Source organism: Nocardioides luteus (assembly GCF_014648595.1).
GTDB classification, from domain to species: Bacteria; Actinomycetota; Actinomycetes; order Propionibacteriales; family Nocardioidaceae; genus Nocardioides; species Nocardioides luteus.
Genome location: NZ_BMRK01000004.1, coordinates 1 through 19,638, shown reverse-complemented (window position 1 = coordinate 19,638; position 19,638 = coordinate 1). Strand labels below are relative to the sequence as shown.

Below are 19,638 nucleotides of genomic sequence, written 5' to 3'. Positions count from 1 at the left end.
CAGTTGCGCCGACTCGGCGACGTATGGCGGGGCAGTTGCGCCGACTCGGTGAAACGGGGAGGCGGGGAGGCCGTTTGTCAGGGGTGGAGCGCTGAGCGGAACGCGGCGGCGTGGGCGGCGGCGGACTCGGGCCAGTCGCGGGTCGACAGGTTCGGGCGGCCGATCGGCGGGTGGGCTTCGATGGCCTTCAGGGCACGTTCGAGGTCGTCGATGGTGAGGGGGCTGTCGAAGAGGTGGAGCCAGCCTTCGCCCACCTCTTCTGCCAAGAGGCGGTTGACCTCGTTGTCGGGGGCGAGGACAGGGGTGTCGAGGGAGAGGGCGAGGAGGAGGGCGCCGGAGTTGTGCATGGCTTTGTAGGGGAGTACGACGAGGGCGGCGGCGCCGATCTCGGCGGCGAGGGTGGCGTCGTCGGCGTAGGTCAGGTCGGCGCTCAGCCGCGGGTCGGCGGCGACCGCAGACCGGACCTGGTCGGCGAGGGCGGGGTCGGCGGGCGAGCCGACGATGCGTACGTCCAAGTCCGCCTCGGGGCTGTCGGCGACGACCTCGAGCAGCTGCTCGACCCCCTTGTAGGGCTTGATCAGGCCGAAGTAGAGGGCCCGTCGTGGGTTCACAGCCGCTTCGAAGGCGGGCTCGATGCGCGCGAACCAGTCCCGGTAGTGCGCGTGCACGATCGTCGAGGTCGCCACCTCCAGCGGCGGCGCGGTCTGGTCGGTGAGCCGGATGACGTGCCGGGTGCGGCGCTCGAGCCGGTCGAGGAGGAGGTGGTCCCAGCGGCTCAGGCCGGCGGGGCGCTGGAGGTTGTGCCAGGTGCGTACGACCGGGGTGCGGGTGACCAACAGCCGCATCACGAACGCGGTGGCGAGCAGGCGCCGGGCGAGCCGGCGCAGCGGCGTGCGGGCCGACATCAGCAGCTCGGGCCAGTGCACGTGGTAGACGTCGTAGCGACCCAGGATCGCGCGGCGGAACCCGAAGAGCAGCACCTCGGTGTCGTCGCGTTCCCGCAGCCGCTCGACCAGCTGCACGATGTAGGGGTTGGTCGTCGCCCGCAGCGCCGGCACCGACTCCATCACCCGCAGCGGCCGTGTCCGCCGCCCGTCGCGCAGACCGCGTAGCACCGCCGAGACCGGCTTCACTGGATGGAGGAGCTGACGTCGTCCGCCCCTCATCAGGATCTCGTACGCAGCTCCGACCGCCCCGCGACGCCAGGCCCGCTCGCGCTCCTGGCTGAGCCAGGTCCGTGCGAAGAGGGCGCGGTTGCGGATGTTGAAGTAGTAGTAGGCGGGGGACTTGGCGCGGGAACCCTCGGCGCGCTGGGTGCCGCCGCCGGAGTGGACCGCGGTGGCCCCCTCGATGATCGCGACGCGTCCGCCGAACGCGCGGACGCGGGCGCAGAGGTCGACGTCCTCCCAGTAGAGGAAGTAGCGCTCGTCGAAGCCGGCCAGCCGCTCCCACAGCTCCCGCGTCACCGCGAAACAGGCGCCGGTGACCCATGGCAACGTGTCAGCCCCTGGGTGGTCATCGCGCCGTCGCCACGGCCGCATCGTGCCGGTGTCGAGGTCCAGGTCGATCCCTGCTGAGGCGACCGACCCGTCGGAACCCAGCACCGTCGGCGCTGCGAGAATCAGCGGTTCCGCGGCAACTGCGTCCACGAGACGCAAAGTCGACTCGGCGTCGATCGTGGCGTCGGGGTTGAGGAAGAGCAGCACCTCGGCACCCGCCTCCAGCGCGGCCGCGGCACCCAGGTTGCAGCCCCCGCCGAAGCCGGTGTTCGTGCCCGGGAAGACGCCGGTCCAGCCTTCGCGCTCGCAGAGCGCGCGGACCGCGACCCGGTTGGCGTCGGTCGAGTGGTTGTCGACCACGACGATCCGCGCAGGGCTCAGCGCGGCGGAGACCTGGGTGGTGTTGCGCTCGAGCAGCCCTGGGTCGCCGTAGCCGACCACGACCACGGCGAGGCGGGAGAGGTCGCTCATGCGACCCCGTCCAGCGCCCGCAGCTCACGCCACCACTTACGAAGCGCAATCACCAGTGCCGCCGCGTTGCAGGCGAAGACCAGGAGATAGACCCACGAGAAGACCGCTCCGAAACCGAGCAGCACGAACATCCAGCACTGGGCGCCGTAGTCCATCGGGAGGAGTGCCCACTTGCGGAGCGGGTGTTCCGGTGCGGGTGTCGTGGGTTGGGTGGTCTCGACAGGCTCGACCACCGGCTTTCCCTCCGGAGCGGGTCGGAGGGTGGGCATCAGGATGAGCCCGAAGTAGGTGACCACAGCCACCACCTCGAACCCCAGCGGCACCAGCAGCCACCCGTCGCCGGCCGGGCCGAAGCGATAGAAGGAGACCAGCACGGCCAGGTGCAGGCTGGCGGTCTTGAAGCAGTCGATGGTGTGGTCGAGCCACTCGCCCGAGCGCGACCCGCCGCCGCGCAGCCGCGCGAGCTGACCGTCGGCGGAGTCGAGCACGTAGCCCGCGGCCAGCAGCACCGCGACCACGATCCCGGTCCACCAGCGCGGCTCGACCAGCGCCAGGATCGCCAGCCCGGCGGTCGAGAGCGTCGCACTCACCGCGGTCACCTGGTTGGGAGTCGCACCGAGGGTGTGCGCGGCTGCCGCGGCGACCCGGCCGGCCGGCCGGTTGACGAGCCGCGAGTAGGCCGCGGTGTTGAGCGAGGGCTTCTGCGCCGAGGCCAGCGCCGCCAGATGCGTACGGAAGCCGCCAGGGGCGCGTTCGGCGCCGGTCGCGGTCATGCAAGATCCTGCTTCGCTGGTGCGTGGGGGAGGGACATGCGGACCCTAGACGAGGCCCAGTCCGACCACCCCGCGAAGGTCGTCCGCCTCCCCAGATCTGGGTAGGACTTTGCCATGACCTTCGGCCCTGGTGGTGGGGGTGGCATACGGTTGCGCATCATGCGTTTGTTGGTCGCCCACCCGTCGCCGGACGTCTACGGTTCCGATCTTCAGCTGGTCGAGACGGTGCGTGGGATGCGCCAGGCAGGGCAGCTGGTCACCGTCGTCGTCCCCGCGCGCGGACCCCTGATCCCCCTCCTCGAAGCCGCCGGCGCGAGCGTCGAGGTGGTGCCCTTCCCCGTCCTGCGCAAGGCCTACCTCAGCCCCACCGGCCTGCTCCGCCTCGTCGCCGCCCTGGCCGTCTTCTGGGTCCGCGCGGCACGCCTGTGGCGCCGGGTCCGTCCGAGCCGTCTGCTCGTCAACACGGTCACGATCCCGTGGTGGGTCGTCGTCGCCCGCGCGGCCCGCGTCCCCGTGGTCTGCCACGTGCACGAGGCGGAGGACGACCAGCCCAAGCCGGTACGCCTCGCCCTGACCGCTCCGCTCCTGCTGGCCACCCGCGTGGTGGCCAACTCCCGCGCCTCGCGCGACGTCCTCGTCCGGACACTGGCGAGGCTGGCGCGGCGTACGAGCGTCGTCTACAACGGCGTCCCGGGGCCGGAGTCGATCGTCCCGGCGCGCACCCGCGCTCCACACGACCCGCTGCGTCTCGTGCTCGTCGGACGCCTCTCGCCCCGCAAGGGCACCGACGTGGCCCTCGAAGCGCTGGCCGAGGTGCGCCGGCAAGGGATCGACGCCCGGCTGACCCTCTGCGGCTCGGTGTTCGTCGGCTACGAGTGGTTCGAGGAAGAGCTCCGCGCACGAGCCGCCGAAGCAGATCTCGAGGGCAGCGTCGACTTCCGAGGCTACGTCGCCGAGCCCGCGCGCGAGCTCGAGCAGGCCGACGTGGTGCTGGTGCCCTCGCGCGTCGAGCCGTTCGGCAACGTCGCGGTCGAGGCCCTCCTCGCCGAGCGGCCCCTGGTCGCCAGTCGCGTGCAGGGCCTGGCCGAGATCGTCACCGACGGCGAGACCGGGCTCCTCGTCACCCCGGCCGACCGGGCCGAGCTGGCTGCCGCGATCCTGCGGCTCGCAGCCGACCCGGCGCTGGCGACGGAAATAGCGTCCACCGGACGCAAAAGCGCCGGGGAGCGCTTCGGCGCCGAGCGCTACCGCGACCAGATCGCCGCCGAGGTCCTCGGTTGAGCGAGCGCCAGCGAGCGACCCGTCGGGCCACCACGCCGCCATGTCCGTATCCTCGCGCTTGCGCTACGGAGGTGGCGGCGTGAGCGAGCCGCTCGGCCGCAAGGCCGCCCGCGGCGGGCTGGTGGTGCTCGGCGGCCAGGGCGTACGCATCCTGGTCCAGGTCGCCTCCGTCGCGATCCTCTCCCGCCTGCTCGGCCCCCGCGACTACGGCCTGGTCGCGATGGTCCTGGCGGTCATCGCGATCGCCGAGATCTTCCGCGACTTCGGCCTCTCGACCGCCGCCGTCCAGGCCAAGACCCTCACCCGCGCCCAGCAGAGCAACCTGTGGTGGCTCAACTCCGCCATCGGGCTCGTCCTCGCCCTCGTCGCGATCGCCGCCGCGCCCCTCATCGCCCTCCTCTACGACGAGCCCGCGCTCACCGCCCTGACCGCCGCGATGGCGGGGATGTTCGTCCTCAACGGCATGGCCGCGCAGTACCGCGCCGACCTCACCCGGCGGATGCTCTTCACCCGGCTCGCCACCGGCGAGGCCACCGCACCCCTGCTGGCCCTCGGGGCCGCGGCGTACGCAGCGGCCCACGGCGCCGGCTACTGGGCCCTGGTCGTCCAGCAGCTCGTCCAGGCCGCGGTCGCGCTGGCCTTCGCGGGCTTCTTCGCGGGCTGGCTTCCCGGCCGCCCGAAGCGCGGCGCCGGGACCTCCGGGTTCCTGCGTTTCGGCTGGTCGCTGACCGGCACCCAGCTGATCAACTATGCCGCCAACAACATCGACTCGCTGCTCATCGGCACCCGCCTCGGCGCCCACCAGCTCGGCATCTACAACCGCGCCTGGCAGCTGCTGATGACCCCGCTCGGCCAGCTGCGCAGCCCCACCACCACGGTGGCGCTGCCGGTGCTGAGCCGGCTCCGCGACAACCCGCCGCTGACCCAGCGGTTCGTGCAGCGCGGCCAGGTCGCGCTCGGCTACAGCCTCGGCGCCGGCCTCGGCCTGGTCGCCGGCGCCGCGGTCCCGGTCTGCGCGCTCTTCCTCGGCCCGGGCTGGGACGTCGCCGGCATCCTCGCGCTGCTCGCCTGCGCCGGCCTGTTCCAGACGCTGGCCTACGTCGGCTACTGGGTCTATCTCGCCCACGGGCTGACCACCGAGCTGCGCCACTACACGCTGGTCGCCTCGACCCTGAAGGTCCTCTGCGTCCTGGTCGGCGTCCGCTACGGGATCACCGGTGTCGCGGTCGCCTTCGCCACCGCCCATCTGCTCGAGTGGCCGCTCTCGCTGTGGTGGATCTCCCGCCGCACCCGGCTCCGGGTCGGCCCGCTCTACCTCGGCGCCGCGCGCATCCTGCTGGTCGCGGCGACGGTCGCAGCCGCCGCGTACGCCACCGCCGAAGCCCTCCACGGCCGGCACCCCGCGCTCGCGGTGCTGGCGTGCGGAGCGGCCGGGGCCGCTGCGTACGCCCTCCTGCTGCTCCTCCCGCCGATCCGCCGCGACGTCTTCACGCTCGCTGCGACGGTGCGCGGTGCGATCGGGCCGAAGCTGCCCGGCAAGGTGCTCAGCCGCGGCTGAGCGCGACCTTGCGGCCGGACTCGTGCCACACGTTGCCGGAGTGGGTGATGTTCGTGGAGGAGGGCCGGATGATCGCGCAGCCGTCGACGCGCTGGTCGCTGAGGAACCGGTTGTCGCGGATCACCAGGCCACCGACCGGGCCCCGGCCCTTCTCGGAGATGTTGACCGTGCAGCCGCCTCCGCCGAGGAGGTTGTCGCGGATCGTGACCCCGTCGACGTCTCCGATGCTCTGGGAGATCATCACGCCGGCGTTGTACGCGCCGGTGAAGCGGTTGCCCGCGATGGTGATGTTGCCGCCGCCGATGATCTGGATCGAGTCGTCGTGGGAGGCGCCGCCGCCCTGGTAGGGGTCGCTGGAGAAGTGGTAGTTGTCGTGAAACCAGTTGTCGCGCACGGTCACGTTGCTGCCGGTGATGTGCACCTGGTCGGTGACGTGGTGGATCTCGGAGCGCTCCAGCGTGAAGTCGTGGCCGGTCACCCCGTTGACGCCCGGCGCCGAGCTCGCGGCGCGCACCTCGACGTTGCGCACCACCATCCCGCGGCCGTTGTCGTTGTTGTTGGAGATCCCGGCCGTCTCCGAACCCGTCGGCACGATCACCACGGTGTTGCGGATCGTCACGTTCGGCGCCTCGACGCTGACCTTGCCGTGCACCTCGAGGCCGTCGACGATCTTCCCGGCCGTGCGGATGGTCAGGTCGCCGCGGTGGACGCGCAGCTTCTTGCCGTTGGGTACGCCGGTGCTGCCCGACCCCGGGAAGCCGCTGACGTTCGCCGGCGCCGCGGCCAGCGGCTCGGCCTCGGCCGGCTCGCCGGGCCGGTCGCTGGAGCGGTCGGGATCCGCCGGGCCCGAGGGCCGCTTCTTCGGCGAACCGCTGGCCGAGGGGCCGGGGATCCGCGTCGAGGAGGCGGTGGGGGAGACCGTCGGCGACGGGCTCGCGGGGCCACCGAAGTCGTCGGGAGGCAGGTCGCCGAGACTGCGCTCGGCGCGGGGTGCGGTGTCCTCGGCGGGACCTTGGGTCAACGCGTAGGTCGTGCCGAAGGCCGCCACCGTGGCGAGCGTGGAGATGCCGAGGAGGATGGCCCGGGACGGACGGGACCGGGGCGGCGTGGGCCGAACCGGAACGGGCCGTGACGGGCGGGGCTGAAGAGCCAAGGACGTTCGCCTTCCTGTGGGCTTCGCAGCCTACTGACGAAGGCGGGAGTCTGCACTCGTAGCCAGCGCGGGTCGGGCCCGGGAGGCAGCACATACCCGATTCAGGGGATGGAGATCCTTCGGCGGTGACCGGAGCCTCCGAGCCCGTCCGCCGCGCTCTAGGCTCAGTCCGATGTCGAGTCGAGACGAAGAACCTGTGGCCGTCACCGAGCGTGAGATCACCTCGGCAGTGTCGCTGACCCGGCCCGACGGTCGCCTCAACCGCGATGCGGTGGGCTGGACCCGGGCCCCGCTGATCCGCACCGACGGCATCGGCCGGGGCCGGGTCGGGATGGGCCGGAACAAGCGCTGGGACTACTGGGCCGTCACCACGCCCTCGCATGTCGTGGCGATCGTGCTGAGCCACATCGACTACGCGGGCGTGAACAGCCTGTGGATCTGGGACCGGGTCACCGGCGAGGAGCACGGCCAGGACGTGACCACGCCGTTCGGGGCCGGGGTCAGGATGCCCGGCACCTTGGGTGAGGGGCCGGCGACGCTGAGGAGCAGGACGCTGCAGATCGAGCTCACCGAGGTCGACGGCGGCACCCGGCTGCGGGCGAGCGGCGACCGGGTGCAGGTCGATGTGGTGGCCAACCGGCCGGCGGGCCATGAGGCCCTCGGCGTGGTGGTGCCGTGGACCGACCGGCTCTTCCAGTACACCGTCAAGGATGTCGCGCGCCCGGCCACCGGCACGATCTGGTTCGACGGGGTCGAGCACCCGGTGGCGGGTGAGGAGGCGTGGGCGACCCTCGATCACGGTCGCGGCCGCTGGCCGCACCGGATGCACTGGAACTGGGGCGCCGGCTCAGGACGTACGGACGGCAAGGTCATCGGCGTCCAGGTGGGCGGCAAGTGGACCGACGGGACCGGTTCGGTGGAGAACTCGTTGCTCGTCGACGGCAGGCTCCACAAGATCAGCGAGGAGCTGGTGTGGACCTATGACACCTCCGCATGGCTGGAACCGTGGAAGGTCACCGGCACCGACGTGGATCTCACCTTCACCCCGCACCACGACAAGGTCTCCGAGACCGACTTCAAGGTGATCTCCTCCTTCACCCACCAATGCTTCGGGGTGTGGTCCGGCCGGGTCCGGATCCCCGCGGAGCGCGGGAGCGCACAGTGGATCCGCATCGCGGATGTCTTCGGCTGGGCCGAGGACGTGCACCAGAAGTGGTGAGGCATCCCTAATTCTGGGGAGCACGCTCGCGTTCCGCAGGCGCACAGACCGGTGTGCCGCGACACTGACGCGTCGCGGCCGCGGTGGTCGCGCCTTGTGCAGGGATGGATGGATGACGCAGATTCACAGATGGCGTCTGCTTGCGGCCGGGGCGGCCGCAGCGGTTCTCGGGGGCAGCGGCCTGGTCATGTCGGGAGGGGCGACGGCGGACACCGCGCCGATCGACCCCGCACTGCCGGAGACGGTCTCGGCCGACGTACTCCCGACGGTGCAGATCAACGGGGTCGCCTGGAAGCAGGTGATCGTCGGCGACACCGTCTACGTCGGAGGCAACTTCAGCTCCGCGCGCCCGGCGGGCGCCGCGGCCGGCACCAGCGAGACGCCGCGGGCCAACATGCTGGCCTACCGGCTCTCCACCGGTGAGCTGATCAGTGGCTTCGCGCCGCAGTTCAACGGCCAGGTGAAGGACATGGCGCTCTCGCCCGACAAGAAGCTCCTCTACGTCGCCGGCAGCTTCACCCAGGTCGACGGCGTCAACCGCTACCGGGGTGCGGCGATCGACCTGGCCACCGGCGCGGTGACCACCTTCCGGCCGATCTTCAACTCGGCCACCTATGCCGTCGCGGCGACCGCCGACGCGGTCTTCTTCGGCGGTGCCTTCACCTCTGCCGACAACACCGCACGCACCAAGGTGGCGGCCGTCCGTCCCAACGACACCGGCACCCAGCTGCTGCCGATGAACCCGACCGTCTCCAACGGGTCGGTGCAGGACCTGGTCGTCTCGCCCGACGGCGCCGACATCGTGATCGGCGGCAACTTCACCAAGGTCAACGGCTCCGGCAACCCCGGCTACGGCCTGGCCCGGATCAAGGTCGCCACCGGCGCGTCGATGGCGCTGCCGGTCAACTCCGAGGTCCGCAACGCGGGCAACGAGGCCGCTGTGCTCGCGCTCGAGACCGACGGCACCAGCTTCTACGGCAGCGGCTACCACTTCGGCAGCGGCGGCAACGTCGAGGGCTCCTTCAAGGCCGACTGGGCGAACGGCCGGCTGACCTGGCTCGAGGACTGTCACGGCGACACCTACGCGGTCTGGCCGACCGACTCGGTCGTCTATCAGGCCAGCCACAAGCACTACTGCGGCAACTCCGGCGGCTTCCCGGAGACCAACCCGCGCAGCTTCCAGCACTCCACTGCGGTCACCCAGGACGTACGCGGCACCAACACGCGCGACATCTACGGCTATCCGGACCACCCCGGCACCCCGCGCCCGGAGTTCCTGGAGTGGTACCCGAAGTGGACCCCCGGCACCTTCACCGGCTCCAACCAGGCGCCCTGGACCGTCACGGCGACTGACGACTACGTCGTCTACGGCGGCGAGTTCCTCAAGGTCAACGGCGTCGCTCAGCAGGGTCTGGTGCGGTTCGCGGTCAAGGACGTCGCGCCCAACAAGGTCGGCCCGGCCAAGTCGGGCTCGCAGTTCAAGCTGACCGCGACCTCGCCCGCCGACGGTCAGGTCAAGCTGACCTGGCCCGGCAACGCCGACATGGACAACGCGACCGTCACCTACAAGGTCTACCGCGGCTCGATCGACGCGGAGCCGATCCACACCAAGGCGGTCACGGCCGCCTTCTGGAAGCAGGCCAACCAGACCTTCACCGACACCTCCGCTCCGAAGGGCACCAGCCAGCGCTACCGCGTCGCCGCCGAGGACGCGTTCGGCAACCGCGCGCTCACCGACTGGATCACCGTCGAGGTTCGCGGCGTCCCGGACGCGCCCGAGGAGGGCGTCGTCGCCGAGGACACCTTCGAGCGGGCCGAGTCCAGCGGCTGGGGCACCGCCGACGTCGGCGGCACCTGGGCGCGCACCGGCGTGGCCGGCAGCTTCTCGGTCTCCGACGGCCGCGGCTGGCACGCGGTCACCCCTGGCGGCACCACCGAGTCGCGGCTCGAGGACCCGTCCGAGCGTGACGTCGACGCGACCGTCAGCGTCGCCGCCTCCCGGCTCCCCGACGCGGGCTACGTCTGGGGCATCCTCGGCGCTCGCGTCTCCGGCTCCAACCACTACGCCTCGCGGCTCCGGTTCAACCCCGACGGCACCGTCGGCGTACACCTCGTCCGCAGCGGCACCCCCGTCGTCGGCGCCAACGCCGTCGCGGGCCTGAGCGTGGCGCCGGGCGAGCGGCTGAAGGTGCGCCTCCAGGTCACCGGCACCTCGCCGACGACCGTGCGCACCAAGGTGTGGCCGGCCGGCTCCGCGGAGCCGTCGGGCTGGACGTACGAGCTGTCCGACTCGACCGCGGCCAACCAGGTCGCGGGCGGCGTGATGCTCCGTGGCTACGGCGCCTCGACGATCGGCTCCACCCCGGTGCGGCTCAGCTGGGACGACCTGTCGGTGATGGAGCCCTAAGGGGACACGTACCCCATCTTGGGGAGTCTGCGCGTGGATCCACCCGCGGGCGGCTGAGTTGGGCTTGAATTCAACGTCTTTGTCCGACCCCGCCCGCGGAAGATCCCCCATGCTCAATCACGTCCCGCGCTCGAGGATGTACGTCGCGGCAGCCGTTGCGGCCGTCGCTGTCCTGGTGAGCGTCGCGGTCACCCTTCTCGTCAGCAAGCCCTCCGGCTCGGATCCCGAGGCGGACGCGCCGGTCGCCGCCGCGGCCTCGTCCACGCCGACACCTTCGGAGAGACCCTCCGACGAGCCGGACGACCGCAACGCGGGCAAGCCCACCTCGGGCTCCCGCGCGATCGGGCTCAAGGCGGAGGCGACCACCGCGCCGGGCGTGACCGCCCGGCTGGCCGAGATCAAGTCGGTCCAGGCCAAGGCGAGCCTGCCCGGCGAGGTCGGCGGCCCGGCGCTGGCGATCACCGTGAAGGTGAAGAACGACACCGGCAAGAAGCTCTCGCTGGCGCTCGGTGTGGTCAACGCCTACTACGGCCGTGACCGCACCCCGGCCGTCAGCGTCGCCTCCGACGGCGAGGTTCCGTTCCCGGAGTCGATCGCCGACGGCGAGTCCGCCAAGGGCGTCTACGTCTTCCAGATCCCGGAGGATGCCCGTCCCGTCCGCGTCGAGCTGGACCTCGGCGACGGCACGGACGTGGTGGTCTTCAAGGGCCGACCGCAGAGATAAGCACGCAGAGATAAGCACCATCCACCGTCCCCCACGATGAGAGATGTGATGAAGCCGATCCTGGCTGTTCTGGCGCTCGTGGCCACGAGCCTGTCCCTGGTGGCCACCGCGACCTCCGCCTCCGCGGACACCGCGCCGACCGACACCGACCTCCCGAAGACCGTCTCCGCCGACGTACTTCCCACCGTGCAGATCGACGGCGTCGCCTGGAAGCAGGTGATCGTCGGCGACACCGTCTACGTCGGCGGCAACTTCACCTCCGCGCGCCCGGCCGGCGCCGCGGCCGGCACCGACGAGACGCCGCGCTCCCACATGCTGGCCTACAAGCTCTCGACCGGGAAGCTGGTCAGCGGCTTCGCGCCGGAGTTCAACGGCCAGGTCAAGGACATGGCCCTCTCGCCCGACAAGAAGCTGCTCTACGTCGCGGGCGGCTTCACCCAGGTCGACGGCGCCAACCGCTACCGGGCGGCCGCGATCGACCTCGCCACCGGCAAGGCGACCAGCTTCCGGCCGATCTTCAACTCGACCACCAACGCGGTCGCGGTCAGCTCGAACGCAATCTTCTACGGCGGCGTCTTCACCTCGGCCGACAAGACCGCTCGCACCAAGGTCGCCGCCGTCAAGCCCGGTGACACCGGCACCAGCCTGCTGCCGTTCAACCCGAAGCTCGCGGGTGGCAACGTGAACGACATCGTGGTCTCCTCCGACGGCACCCAGGTCGTCATCGGCGGGGCTTTCACGAGCGTCAACGGCTCCACGAAGCCCGGCTACGGCCTGGCCCGGCTCGAGGTCTCCTCGAGCAGCTCGCTGGCGCTGCCGGTCAACACCGAGGTGCGCAACGCCGGCGCCGAGGCAGCGATCCTCTCGCTCGAGTCCGACGGCACCAGCTTCTACGGCAGCGGCTACAACTACGGCACCGGCGGCAACCTCGAGGGCACCTTCAAGGCCGACTGGAAGACCGGCAGCCTGACCTGGCTCGAGGACTGTCACGGCGACACCTACGCCGTCTGGCCGACCGCCGACGCCGTCTACCAGTCCAGCCACAAGCACGGCTGCGACACCTCCGGCGGGCTGCCGGAGACCAAGCCGCGCACCTGGTACCACTCCACCGCGGTCACCCAGGACGTACGCGGCACCAACGTCGCCGACGACAAGTACAACTATCCCGACCACCCCGGCACCCCGCGCCCGGAGTTCCTGGAGTGGTACCCGAAGTGGACCAACGGCACCTTCACCAGCTCGGGCCAGGCGACCTGGACCGTGACCGCCAACGACAAGTACGTGCTCTTCGGCGGTGAGTTCCCGAAGGTCAACGGCGTCGCTCAGCAGGGTCTGGTGCGCTTCGCGGTCAAGGACGTCGCGCCCAACAAGATCGGTCCGACGCTGAAGGGCGCGAAGTGGGCGCTGACCGCCACCTCGACCACCGCCGGCAAGGCGACGGTGAAGTGGCCGGGCAACCCCGACAAGGACAACGCCACCGTCACCTACAAGCTCTACCGCGGGACGATGGACTCCACCCCGATCAAGACCGTGAAGGTCACCGCGCCGTTCTGGAAGCACTCCGCGACGACCTTCACCGACACCGGCCGCACCAGCGGCTCCTCGCAGAAGTACCGCATCGAGGCCGTCGACCCGCTCGGCAACGTCTCCCGCTCCGACTGGGTCACGGTCAAGATCAAGTGAGGTCGGTCTGGGTCTGCATGCTCACCTATCGGCGCCCCGAGGGGTTGGCCGAGGCGGTGGGCATGCTCCGGGCCCAGCTCGATCTCGTGCCCGGCGCTCGGCTGCTCGTGGTGGACAACGACGAGCAGCCGAGCGCTGCGGCCGCGGTCGCGGAGGCGGCCGGGGGTGACGTACGCGTGGTCTACGTGCACGAGCCCACTCCAGGCATCGCCGCCGCCCGCAACCGGGCCCTCGCCGAGGCCGGACCCGAGGCGGTCGTGGTCTTCATCGACGACGACGAGCAGCCCTCCGAGAAGTGGCTGGCGACGCTGGTCTCCTGCTGGGAGGAGACGGGCGCGGCGGCCGTCGTCGGCCCGGTCGTCTCCCGGTTCGACGCAGAGCCGGACCCCTGGATCACCGCCGGCGGCTTCTTCGTCCGCCTCCGCCACGAGACCGGCACCGTCGTCACCACCGCGGCCACCAACAACCTGCTTCTCGACATGGAGCAGGTCGGCTCGCTCCGCTTCGACCTCGGCTTCGGCCTCACCGGCGGCTCCGACACCGTCTTCACCCGCACTCTCTCTGCGTCCGGCGGACGCATCGTCTGGTGCGACGAGGCGCCGGTCGAGGACCTCGTACCCGCCGACCGTGCCACCCGCGAGTGGGTACGCGCCCGCGCCTCCCGCCTCGGCAACTCCGACTCCCGCGTGCAGGTCTACCTCGCCTCCCCGGGGCGCCGCCCGATCGCCCGCCTCCGCGCCACCGCCCGCGGCCTCGTCCGCCTCGGTGGCGGCGGAGCCCGTCTGGTCCTCGGCCTGACCACCCGCTCCCTCACCCACCAGGCCCGCGGCACCCGCACCCTCCTCCGCGGCCTCGGCATGCTCCGCGGCGCCCGGGGCTCCTACGACACCGAGTACGCCCGCTGACCTCTCGCCGAGTCGGCGCATCTGCCCCGCTGAGCAACGCCGAGTCGGCGCGTCTGCCCCGCTGTGGGACGTCGAGTCGGCGCGTTTGCCCCAACGTACGAAGACGCACAGCGACTTCTCGGGGCACTTGCGCCGACTCAGCGTCGAAATCTGGGGCAGATGCGCCGACTCGGCGACTTCTACTGAGACAGTTGCGCCGACTCGGCGACTTCTGGTGAGGCAGTTGCGCCGACTCGGCGAGATCTTGGGAGGTCGAAGATGCCGTGGACTCGGCCGGTGACCACGTGGTGGAGCGCGAGGGCGAGGAGGATCGATGCCACGGTGAGCAGGGGGACCGCCACGAGGGTCGTGCCCGGCGGCCAGGCGATGTCGCGGCCGGTGAGGAGGGCTGCGGCGGCGGTGATGGGGAAGGCGTGGACGACGTAGATCGGCAGTGTGCGGGTGCCGAGGTGGCGTACGAAACCGAGCGCGGGGAGGCGCGAGAGGAGCACCCCGAGGCCGCAGCCGGCGGCGACGGCGATCAGGCCGAGCAGAGGCCGCACGAAGATGATCCGGTCGTCGGAGACGTAGAGGAAGAACCCCAGCACCACCACGTACGCCACGACCGGCCCGACCACATGGACGGCCCGCATCCGCGGCACGACCGAGCGCACCGCGGGTGCCGCGCGGGAGGCCAGGACGAAGAAGAACCAGTAGCGGAACGTCTTGTCCCACGGGACGTCGCCGGTGGAGGCGATGCCAGAGGCGAAGACCGCCGAGCAGACCAGCGCGACCCCGACCACGAGCCACGCGGGCAGACGCCGCGTCAGCCGGCCGACGAACGTGAAGAGGCAGAGCGTGTAGAGGAACCAGAGGTAGACGTCGGGCTCGACCAGCACTCGGGCGATCGCAGCGAGCCCGCCCGGCGGCGAGTGGGGCAGGAGCGCCCGGAACACACCGAGCAGCATGCTCCACAGCACGTAGAGATAGAGCAGGTTCAGGCAGCGCCTGCGCAGGACCGCGGCCCACGGACGTGCGAGCAGCGACGGCGCGAGGAGCCCGGAGAGGAAGAAGAACAGCGGCATCCGGAAGGTGTCGAGGGTGTAGGCCAGACGCGACCACGGCCCGGCGAGGCCGACCAGGTCGAGGTTGATGACCGCGTGGAAGACCACCACCAGGATGATCGCGAGTCCACGCGCGGAGTCGATCCAGCCCTCACGCACGCTCCGGACCTCCGGCGAGATAACGACGACGCACGCGCCGTGCTCGCCGACCCTCCCGAGCACGCGACCCCCGCGCCCTCCGCGTCGGCCCGACCGGCGCCTGGGCAACGGGCGGCACGACAGCGTCCTTGCGCTGCAGCAGGAACACGCCAAGGGCCAGCGCGAGCGGCGGCAGCGAGCTGATGATCGGCCCGAAGAAGAGGTTCCAGCCGAGCTGCAGCGCGAGGAAGATCCCGAGCGCGGCGCCGGTGCGGTGGGACATGCTGCGACCCAGGTAGCCGGCGGCGAGCCACAGCAGCCAGCCGGAGAGCACCAGGCCCGCGAGACCGAACCAGATCCACAGGTCGCCGATCAGCGAGTGCACCTCGATCCGGGTGCCGAACATGTAGTGCTCGACGTAGCCGTTGTCCGGGTCGTAGCCGAGCCGGGACATGCCCTGCTTGGCGGCCTGCATGTCGGTCGGCGTGGCCATCACACCGGCGCCGTAGCCGAGCGGCTCGTGCATCATCAGCGCGACCGTGGCGCCGATCTCCGGGCGGCCGCCGAGGATGAGCGAGCCGGCCGCCCGGGTCTGCTCCTGCGTACGCTCCTGCGCCGACTGGCCGAGATAGCCGTCCAGCGCGGCCCCCTCGACGGCCCGGTAGAGGCCGAGGCCGAGCGCGCCCACGAGCACCAGCGAGAGCAGCGCCGAGGTGGTGCGCTTCGCCGTACGTGGCCGGTGCTGCCAGATCAGCAGCACGGCGGTCATGACCAGGAACGCGCTCATCGACCGCGCCCCGGAGAGCGCCGTGACCCCGGTCAGGAGGCCCAACGCGGTCAGCTCGGCGAGCAGCCGCTTGCGGGGGCGACGCTTGATCAGCAGGCAGGCCCCGAGCAGCAGCATCGTCGACGGCATCGAGAACCCGAACCGCCACGGATCCTCGGCGAACCTGGACCCCATCGTCGCGGTCATGAACGAGCCGACCGCGTACAGACACACCACCAGCCCCGGCGACAGCACCCGCTGCCCCCACAGCAGCGCGCCCACCGTCAGCGCGGCCGAGATCACCGGGACCAGCTCGACGAGCACACCCGCCTGCGTCGGCGGATGCGTCGCCGAACGCCAGGTCGCCAGGGCGAGGGCGGAGACGAGACAGGTGAGAAGGAGTACGCCGCCCAGCCCTGCCCCGCGGTAGCGGCTCGCCTCGCGTACCCACACCGGCGCCAGCGCGGCCGCGAAGAACCCGCCGACCGTCAGACCCTTCGCCAGGTCGAAGTCGGTGCCCGCGAGGAAGGCCGCGGCACCGGCCAGGAGCGCGGTCAGCACCTCCCAGCCGGTGCGCTCGACCCGGCCGTTGCGCGCGTTGCGTCCGGCGCGCCGGGGACGTCCGGTGCTGGTCCGGACCGCCGTCGCGACGGCCATGGTCAGACTCCGGCAGCGGGGTGGTGGTGCTGCTGCGCCTGGGTGCGCCCGAAGCGGGCGAGCAGCCGGGAGAACCAGGTCTGCTCGGGCTGGCCGTAGTAGGTGTGGGCCGCGGTGTCACGGACCTGGTTGGCGACGATGCCGAGGCAGCGCGCGTCGACGTTCTCGAGGCTGTCGATGGCCTCGAGCACCTGCGGCCGGTGGATGGTGCGGCAGTTGGCGACGACCAGTGCTCCGTCGGTCAGCCGGGAGAGGATCGCGCCGTCAGCCACCGGAAGCAGCGGCGGGGAGTCGAGGATGACGACGTCGTACGCGGCACGCGCCTCCTCGAGCAGGTCGACCATCCGCGGCGAACCGAGCAGCTGGGCCGGGTTGGGCGGGATCTCGCCCATGGTGAGCACGTTGAGGTTGGCGTCGCCCCAGACCTGGACGACGTCGGCGAGCTCGGCCTTGCCGATCAGCACTGTCGTCAGGCCAGCCGCGCCCTCCAGGCCGCAGTAGTCGGCGACCGCAGGCCGGCGCATGTCGGCGTCGACGAGCAGCACCCGCTGGCCCTGCTCGGCGATCGCCAGCGCCAGGTTGATCGAGGTGGTCGACTTGCCCTCGCCGCCGATCGAGGAGGTCACGACCATCGAGCGGACCGGGAGCGAGGCGTCGAGGAACTGCAGGTTGGTCTGCAGCCGCCGGTACGCCTCGGCAGCGACGTTGTGGGGGTCGATGGCCGTCACCGCCCCGCGGGACCGCTTGCCTCGGCGCCGGGGGATGGCGCCGAGGAGGCCGACGTCGGTAAGCTGCTCGAGCTCGGCGGCGGAGCGCACCCGGGTGTCGAGGAGCGCCCGGACGACCGCGATCGCGACACCGAGCCCGAAGCCGGCGGCGAAGCCGACCAGAGCCGCCAGCCGCGTACGCGGGGCGAACGCCTCCTCGGGCGGTTCGGCCCGGGCGACCACGGTCACCTCGACGGCGGCCTTCTTGTTGGAGCTGGGGGAGAGGTTCGTGATCGTGGTGGTGAGCTCGTCGGCGACCCCGTTGGCGAGCTCGGCGGCATCGGTGCTGGTGGTGGCAACCGCATCGATCTCGATGATCACCGTGTCGAGCGGGTTCTCGGCGGTGATCTGCTCGGCCAGCGCCTTGGGGGTGGTGTCGAGGTCGAGGTCGTAGATGACCTGGTCGAGCACCACCGGCATCGTGGCGAGCTTCGCGTAGGACCCGACGATCTCCTGGGTGAAGGTCGAGCCCTGCACCAGCTCCTGGGTCGTCGAGCCGCGGGCGATCGAGACGAAGACGGTGCTCTGCGCGCGGTACTGCGGCGGGCTGGCGTGCGCCTGGGCGAAGGCCACGCTGGCGCCGATGATCGCGAGCACCGCGACGATGTACCAGCGCTTTCGCAGGGCGGCGACGTAGTCGCGCAGGTCCAACAGTCACTCCATCCGATGTCTTGCCAGGCTGCTCGTGCGTGGCTCGGCGGCCGTCACGAGGGGCAGGCCCACGGGGCCAGCGCACATCCTCACCCTGAATTGGGGATGACAGCGCCGGGTGCCCACCCTGTTCCCCCAAATGGGTGAACGGGTCGCCGTTGGTTTTCGCACTCGTAGGTCGACTGCGTAATGTCTCTTCGTCACGTTCGGGGGTTGGCCGCGTGGACGCGAGGTCCGCGCTCGAGACTCGTAAGGCAACTGTTCGAAGGTAGGCAGGGATGGACACCGCGACGATCCTGGTCGTGTGCACCGGGAACGTACGACGATCGCCGGCGATCGAGGCGATGCTCCGTGAGGGCGTCGGTCAGGTCAGCGGGCTCGCTCGACACGGCATCACGGTGATCTCGGCCGGTAGCGAGGCGCTCGAGGGCTACGACATGGACCCGATGATCGCCTCCGAGGTGGCCCTGGCCGGCGTCCGGCTGACCAGGCACCAGGCCTACCGGCTCGACGTCGACGACATCGAGAGCGCCGACCTGATCATCACCGCCGAGCGCTCCCACCGCAGCGACGTCGCCCGACTCGTCCCCTCCGCGGTCAAGCGCACCTTCACGCTCATCGAGATCGCCGCGCTCGGCAACCTGCTGGGGCGCCCGGCCCTGGGCGGGCCGCAGGGTTCGGAGGCAGACGCGGCCACCCGGCTGCGTACGCTCGTTCAGCTCGCCCCGCTCGAGCGGGCCCGCCGGCGCATCCGGCGACCCTCCGACGACGACCTGCTCGACCTGAAGAAGAGGTCCCCGAAGGAGGCCCGCCGGCTGGTGACCGAGGCCCGCGGTCACGTCGAGACGTTGCTGCGGGTGCTCGAACCGAGCCTGCAGCTGGTCAACAAGGCTTCTCGTCCAGCGCCGGCTCCCGTGGAGCAGCTGGCTCCCGCGCCGATCGCGCCGGCGCCGGTCGACACCACCCAGCCCAGGTCCGCCCACTCCGACCGCTCGGCAGGTTGACCACGGGCGATTTGAGGCGAAGTTAGGGTTGCCTGCATGAGTCGTCCTGCGAAGCCCGAGACCCTCCTCGTCGTCACCGCCACCGAGCGGATCGGACCGACGATGATCCGGGTGAGCTTCCGCTCCGAGGACCTGAGCGCCTTCTCCTCGAGCGTCTTCACCGATCGTTACGTGAAGCTCGTCTTCGATCAGGAGGACGGCCCCGTTCTGCGCACCTACACCGCCCTCAACCCGTCGGTCGAGGACGGCACCCTCGACATCGACTTCGTCGTCCACGGCACCGAGGGGTACGCCGGCCCGTGGGCCGCCTCCGCCGAGCCCGGCGACACCCTCGCCGCCCGTGGTCCCGGCGGCGCCTACGCCCCCGACCCCACCGCCGACTGGCACCTGTTCGCCGGCGACGAGACCGCCCTGCCCGCCATCCGCGCCGGCCTCGCGGCGCTCCCGGCCGACGCCCGCGGCTACGCGATCATCGACGTACCCGACATCGGCCACGAGCAGTCCCTCGACCACCCCGCCGGCGTCGAGGTGACCTGGCTGGTCACCGGCGGCCACACCCACCACGCCGTCGAGGACGCCGAGGGCCACGAGCAGCCCCTCGTCACCGCCATCCGCGAGCTGCCCTGGCTCGACGGCCGCGTCCACGCCTTCGTCCACGGCGAGGCCGCCGTCACCATGCACGGCATCCGCCCCTACCTCCTCAAGGAGCGCGGCGTACCCAAGGCCGACGTCTCCATCTCCGGCTACTGGCGCCGCGGCCGCACCGAGGAGACCTTCCGCGAGTGGAAGCGCGAGCTCGCCGAAGCCGAGGCCGCCCCCGCCTGACCCGCCGACTCGGCGCATCTGCCCCGTCGTACGACGTCGAGTCGGCGCATCTGCCTCGCTGTGGGGCATCGAGCCGGCGCGTCTGCCTCGCTGTGGGGCGTCGAGTCGGCGCGT

The 19,638-nt window shown here is 71.3% G+C and carries 15 protein-coding genes; 9 read left to right on the top strand and 6 right to left on the bottom strand.

The window, feature by feature from the left end; all coding sequences use genetic code 11:
* Nucleotides 1-77 precede the first annotated feature (77 nt).
* Together IEY81_RS24105 and IEY81_RS06525 are read right to left on the bottom strand one after the other, a co-directional pair.
* Nucleotides 78-1,970, bottom strand: a complete 1,893-nt coding sequence (locus tag IEY81_RS24105) for a glycosyltransferase (RefSeq protein ID WP_229787446.1) — start codon at nt 1,968-1,970, stop codon at nt 78-80.
* Nucleotides 1,967-2,743, bottom strand: a complete 777-nt coding sequence (locus IEY81_RS06525) for a CDP-alcohol phosphatidyltransferase family protein (RefSeq protein ID WP_189117664.1) — start codon at nt 2,741-2,743, stop codon at nt 1,967-1,969. Before IEY81_RS06525 ends, IEY81_RS24105 begins: the two co-directional genes overlap by 4 nt.
* A 159-nt stretch (nt 2,744-2,902) precedes the next feature.
* Here IEY81_RS06525 and IEY81_RS06520 point away from each other — a divergent pair, with 159 nt between their 5' ends.
* Nucleotides 2,903-4,024, top strand: a complete 1,122-nt coding sequence (locus IEY81_RS06520; RefSeq protein ID WP_189117663.1) for a glycosyltransferase — start codon at nt 2,903-2,905, stop codon at nt 4,022-4,024.
* A 79-nt stretch (nt 4,025-4,103) separates the two neighbouring features.
* The gene (locus tag IEY81_RS06515) at nt 4,104-5,582 is read left to right on the top strand and encodes a lipopolysaccharide biosynthesis protein (RefSeq protein WP_229787444.1); all 1,479 of its coding nucleotides are present in this window, start codon (nt 4,104-4,106) and stop codon (nt 5,580-5,582) included.
* On the opposite strand, the gene IEY81_RS06510 is transcribed toward IEY81_RS06515, so the two are convergent.
* Nucleotides 5,569-6,735, bottom strand: coding sequence for a right-handed parallel beta-helix repeat-containing protein (locus IEY81_RS06510; protein WP_189117662.1), 1,167 nt, complete (start codon nt 6,733-6,735; stop codon nt 5,569-5,571). The genes IEY81_RS06515 and IEY81_RS06510 overlap by 14 nt on opposite strands.
* Before the next feature lie 172 nt (nt 6,736-6,907).
* Between IEY81_RS06510 and IEY81_RS06505 the strand changes: the two genes are divergently transcribed.
* From IEY81_RS06505 to IEY81_RS06485, 5 genes are all read left to right on the top strand, one after another.
* Nucleotides 6,908-7,954 carry a DUF2804 domain-containing protein gene (locus IEY81_RS06505; RefSeq protein WP_189117661.1) on the top strand — a complete coding sequence of 349 codons (1,047 nt, stop codon included), beginning with the start codon at nt 6,908-6,910 and terminating at the stop codon, nt 7,952-7,954.
* 112 nt (nt 7,955-8,066) lie between these two features.
* On the top strand, nt 8,067-10,361 hold the full coding sequence (locus IEY81_RS06500; RefSeq protein ID WP_189117660.1) for a hypothetical protein: 2,295 nt from the start codon (nt 8,067-8,069) through the stop codon (nt 10,359-10,361).
* Between the two features lie 109 nt (nt 10,362-10,470).
* Nucleotides 10,471-11,085 (top strand): hypothetical protein, encoded by a 615-nt coding sequence (locus IEY81_RS06495; protein ID WP_189117659.1) that lies wholly within the window; start codon nt 10,471-10,473, stop codon nt 11,083-11,085.
* A 36-nt stretch (nt 11,086-11,121) separates the two neighbouring features.
* The gene (locus IEY81_RS06490) at nt 11,122-12,768 is read left to right on the top strand and encodes a hypothetical protein (RefSeq protein WP_189117658.1); all 1,647 of its coding nucleotides are present in this window, start codon (nt 11,122-11,124) and stop codon (nt 12,766-12,768) included.
* On the top strand, nt 12,765-13,673 hold the full coding sequence (locus IEY81_RS06485) for a glycosyltransferase family 2 protein (protein WP_229787442.1): 909 nt from the start codon (nt 12,765-12,767) through the stop codon (nt 13,671-13,673). Before IEY81_RS06490 ends, IEY81_RS06485 begins: the two co-directional genes overlap by 4 nt.
* Before the next feature lie 179 nt (nt 13,674-13,852).
* Here IEY81_RS06485 and IEY81_RS06480 read toward each other — a convergent pair whose 3' ends face one another.
* From IEY81_RS06480 to IEY81_RS06470, 3 genes are read right to left on the bottom strand one after another with little or no spacing between them, the layout of a single operon-like run.
* Entirely contained in the window at nt 13,853-14,875 is a 1,023-nt protein-coding gene (locus tag IEY81_RS06480; RefSeq protein ID WP_189117656.1) for an acyltransferase family protein, read from the bottom strand.
* The gene (locus tag IEY81_RS06475) at nt 14,868-16,277 is read right to left on the bottom strand and encodes an O-antigen ligase family protein (protein ID WP_189117655.1); all 1,410 of its coding nucleotides are present in this window, start codon (nt 16,275-16,277) and stop codon (nt 14,868-14,870) included. Before IEY81_RS06475 ends, IEY81_RS06480 begins: the two co-directional genes overlap by 8 nt.
* 2 nt (nt 16,278-16,279) lie before the next feature.
* Complete coding sequence (locus tag IEY81_RS06470) at nt 16,280-17,695, bottom strand: tyrosine-protein kinase domain-containing protein (protein WP_189117654.1); 1,416 nt, start codon at nt 17,693-17,695, stop codon at nt 16,280-16,282.
* A 278-nt stretch (nt 17,696-17,973) separates the two neighbouring features.
* Here IEY81_RS06470 and IEY81_RS06465 point away from each other — a divergent pair, with 278 nt between their 5' ends.
* Both IEY81_RS06465 and IEY81_RS06460 read left to right on the top strand, forming a co-directional pair.
* Complete coding sequence (locus IEY81_RS06465) at nt 17,974-18,699, top strand: arsenate reductase/protein-tyrosine-phosphatase family protein (protein WP_189117653.1); 726 nt, start codon at nt 17,974-17,976, stop codon at nt 18,697-18,699.
* 36 nt (nt 18,700-18,735) lie between these two features.
* The gene (locus IEY81_RS06460; protein ID WP_189117652.1) at nt 18,736-19,524 is read left to right on the top strand and encodes a siderophore-interacting protein; all 789 of its coding nucleotides are present in this window, start codon (nt 18,736-18,738) and stop codon (nt 19,522-19,524) included.
* The last annotated feature ends 114 nt before the right edge of the window (nt 19,525-19,638 follow it).

Coding starts and splice junctions, on each gene's coding strand:
- IEY81_RS06465 (WP_189117653.1), top strand. CDS start 17,974: ATGGACACCGCGACGATCCTGGTCGTGTGCACCGGGAACGTACGACGA.
- IEY81_RS24105 (WP_229787446.1), bottom strand. CDS start 1,970: ATGAGCGACCTCTCCCGCCTCGCCGTGGTCGTGGTCGGCTACGGCGAC.
- IEY81_RS06490 (WP_189117658.1), top strand. CDS start 11,122: ATGAGAGATGTGATGAAGCCGATCCTGGCTGTTCTGGCGCTCGTGGCC.
- IEY81_RS06505 (WP_189117661.1), top strand. CDS start 6,908: ATGTCGAGTCGAGACGAAGAACCTGTGGCCGTCACCGAGCGTGAGATC.
- IEY81_RS06475 (WP_189117655.1), bottom strand. CDS start 16,277: ATGGCCGTCGCGACGGCGGTCCGGACCAGCACCGGACGTCCCCGGCGC.
- IEY81_RS06495 (WP_189117659.1), top strand. CDS start 10,471: ATGCTCAATCACGTCCCGCGCTCGAGGATGTACGTCGCGGCAGCCGTT.
- IEY81_RS06500 (WP_189117660.1), top strand. CDS start 8,067: ATGACGCAGATTCACAGATGGCGTCTGCTTGCGGCCGGGGCGGCCGCA.
- IEY81_RS06520 (WP_189117663.1), top strand. CDS start 2,903: ATGCGTTTGTTGGTCGCCCACCCGTCGCCGGACGTCTACGGTTCCGAT.
- IEY81_RS06525 (WP_189117664.1), bottom strand. CDS start 2,743: ATGACCGCGACCGGCGCCGAACGCGCCCCTGGCGGCTTCCGTACGCAT.
- IEY81_RS06460 (WP_189117652.1), top strand. CDS start 18,736: ATGAGTCGTCCTGCGAAGCCCGAGACCCTCCTCGTCGTCACCGCCACC.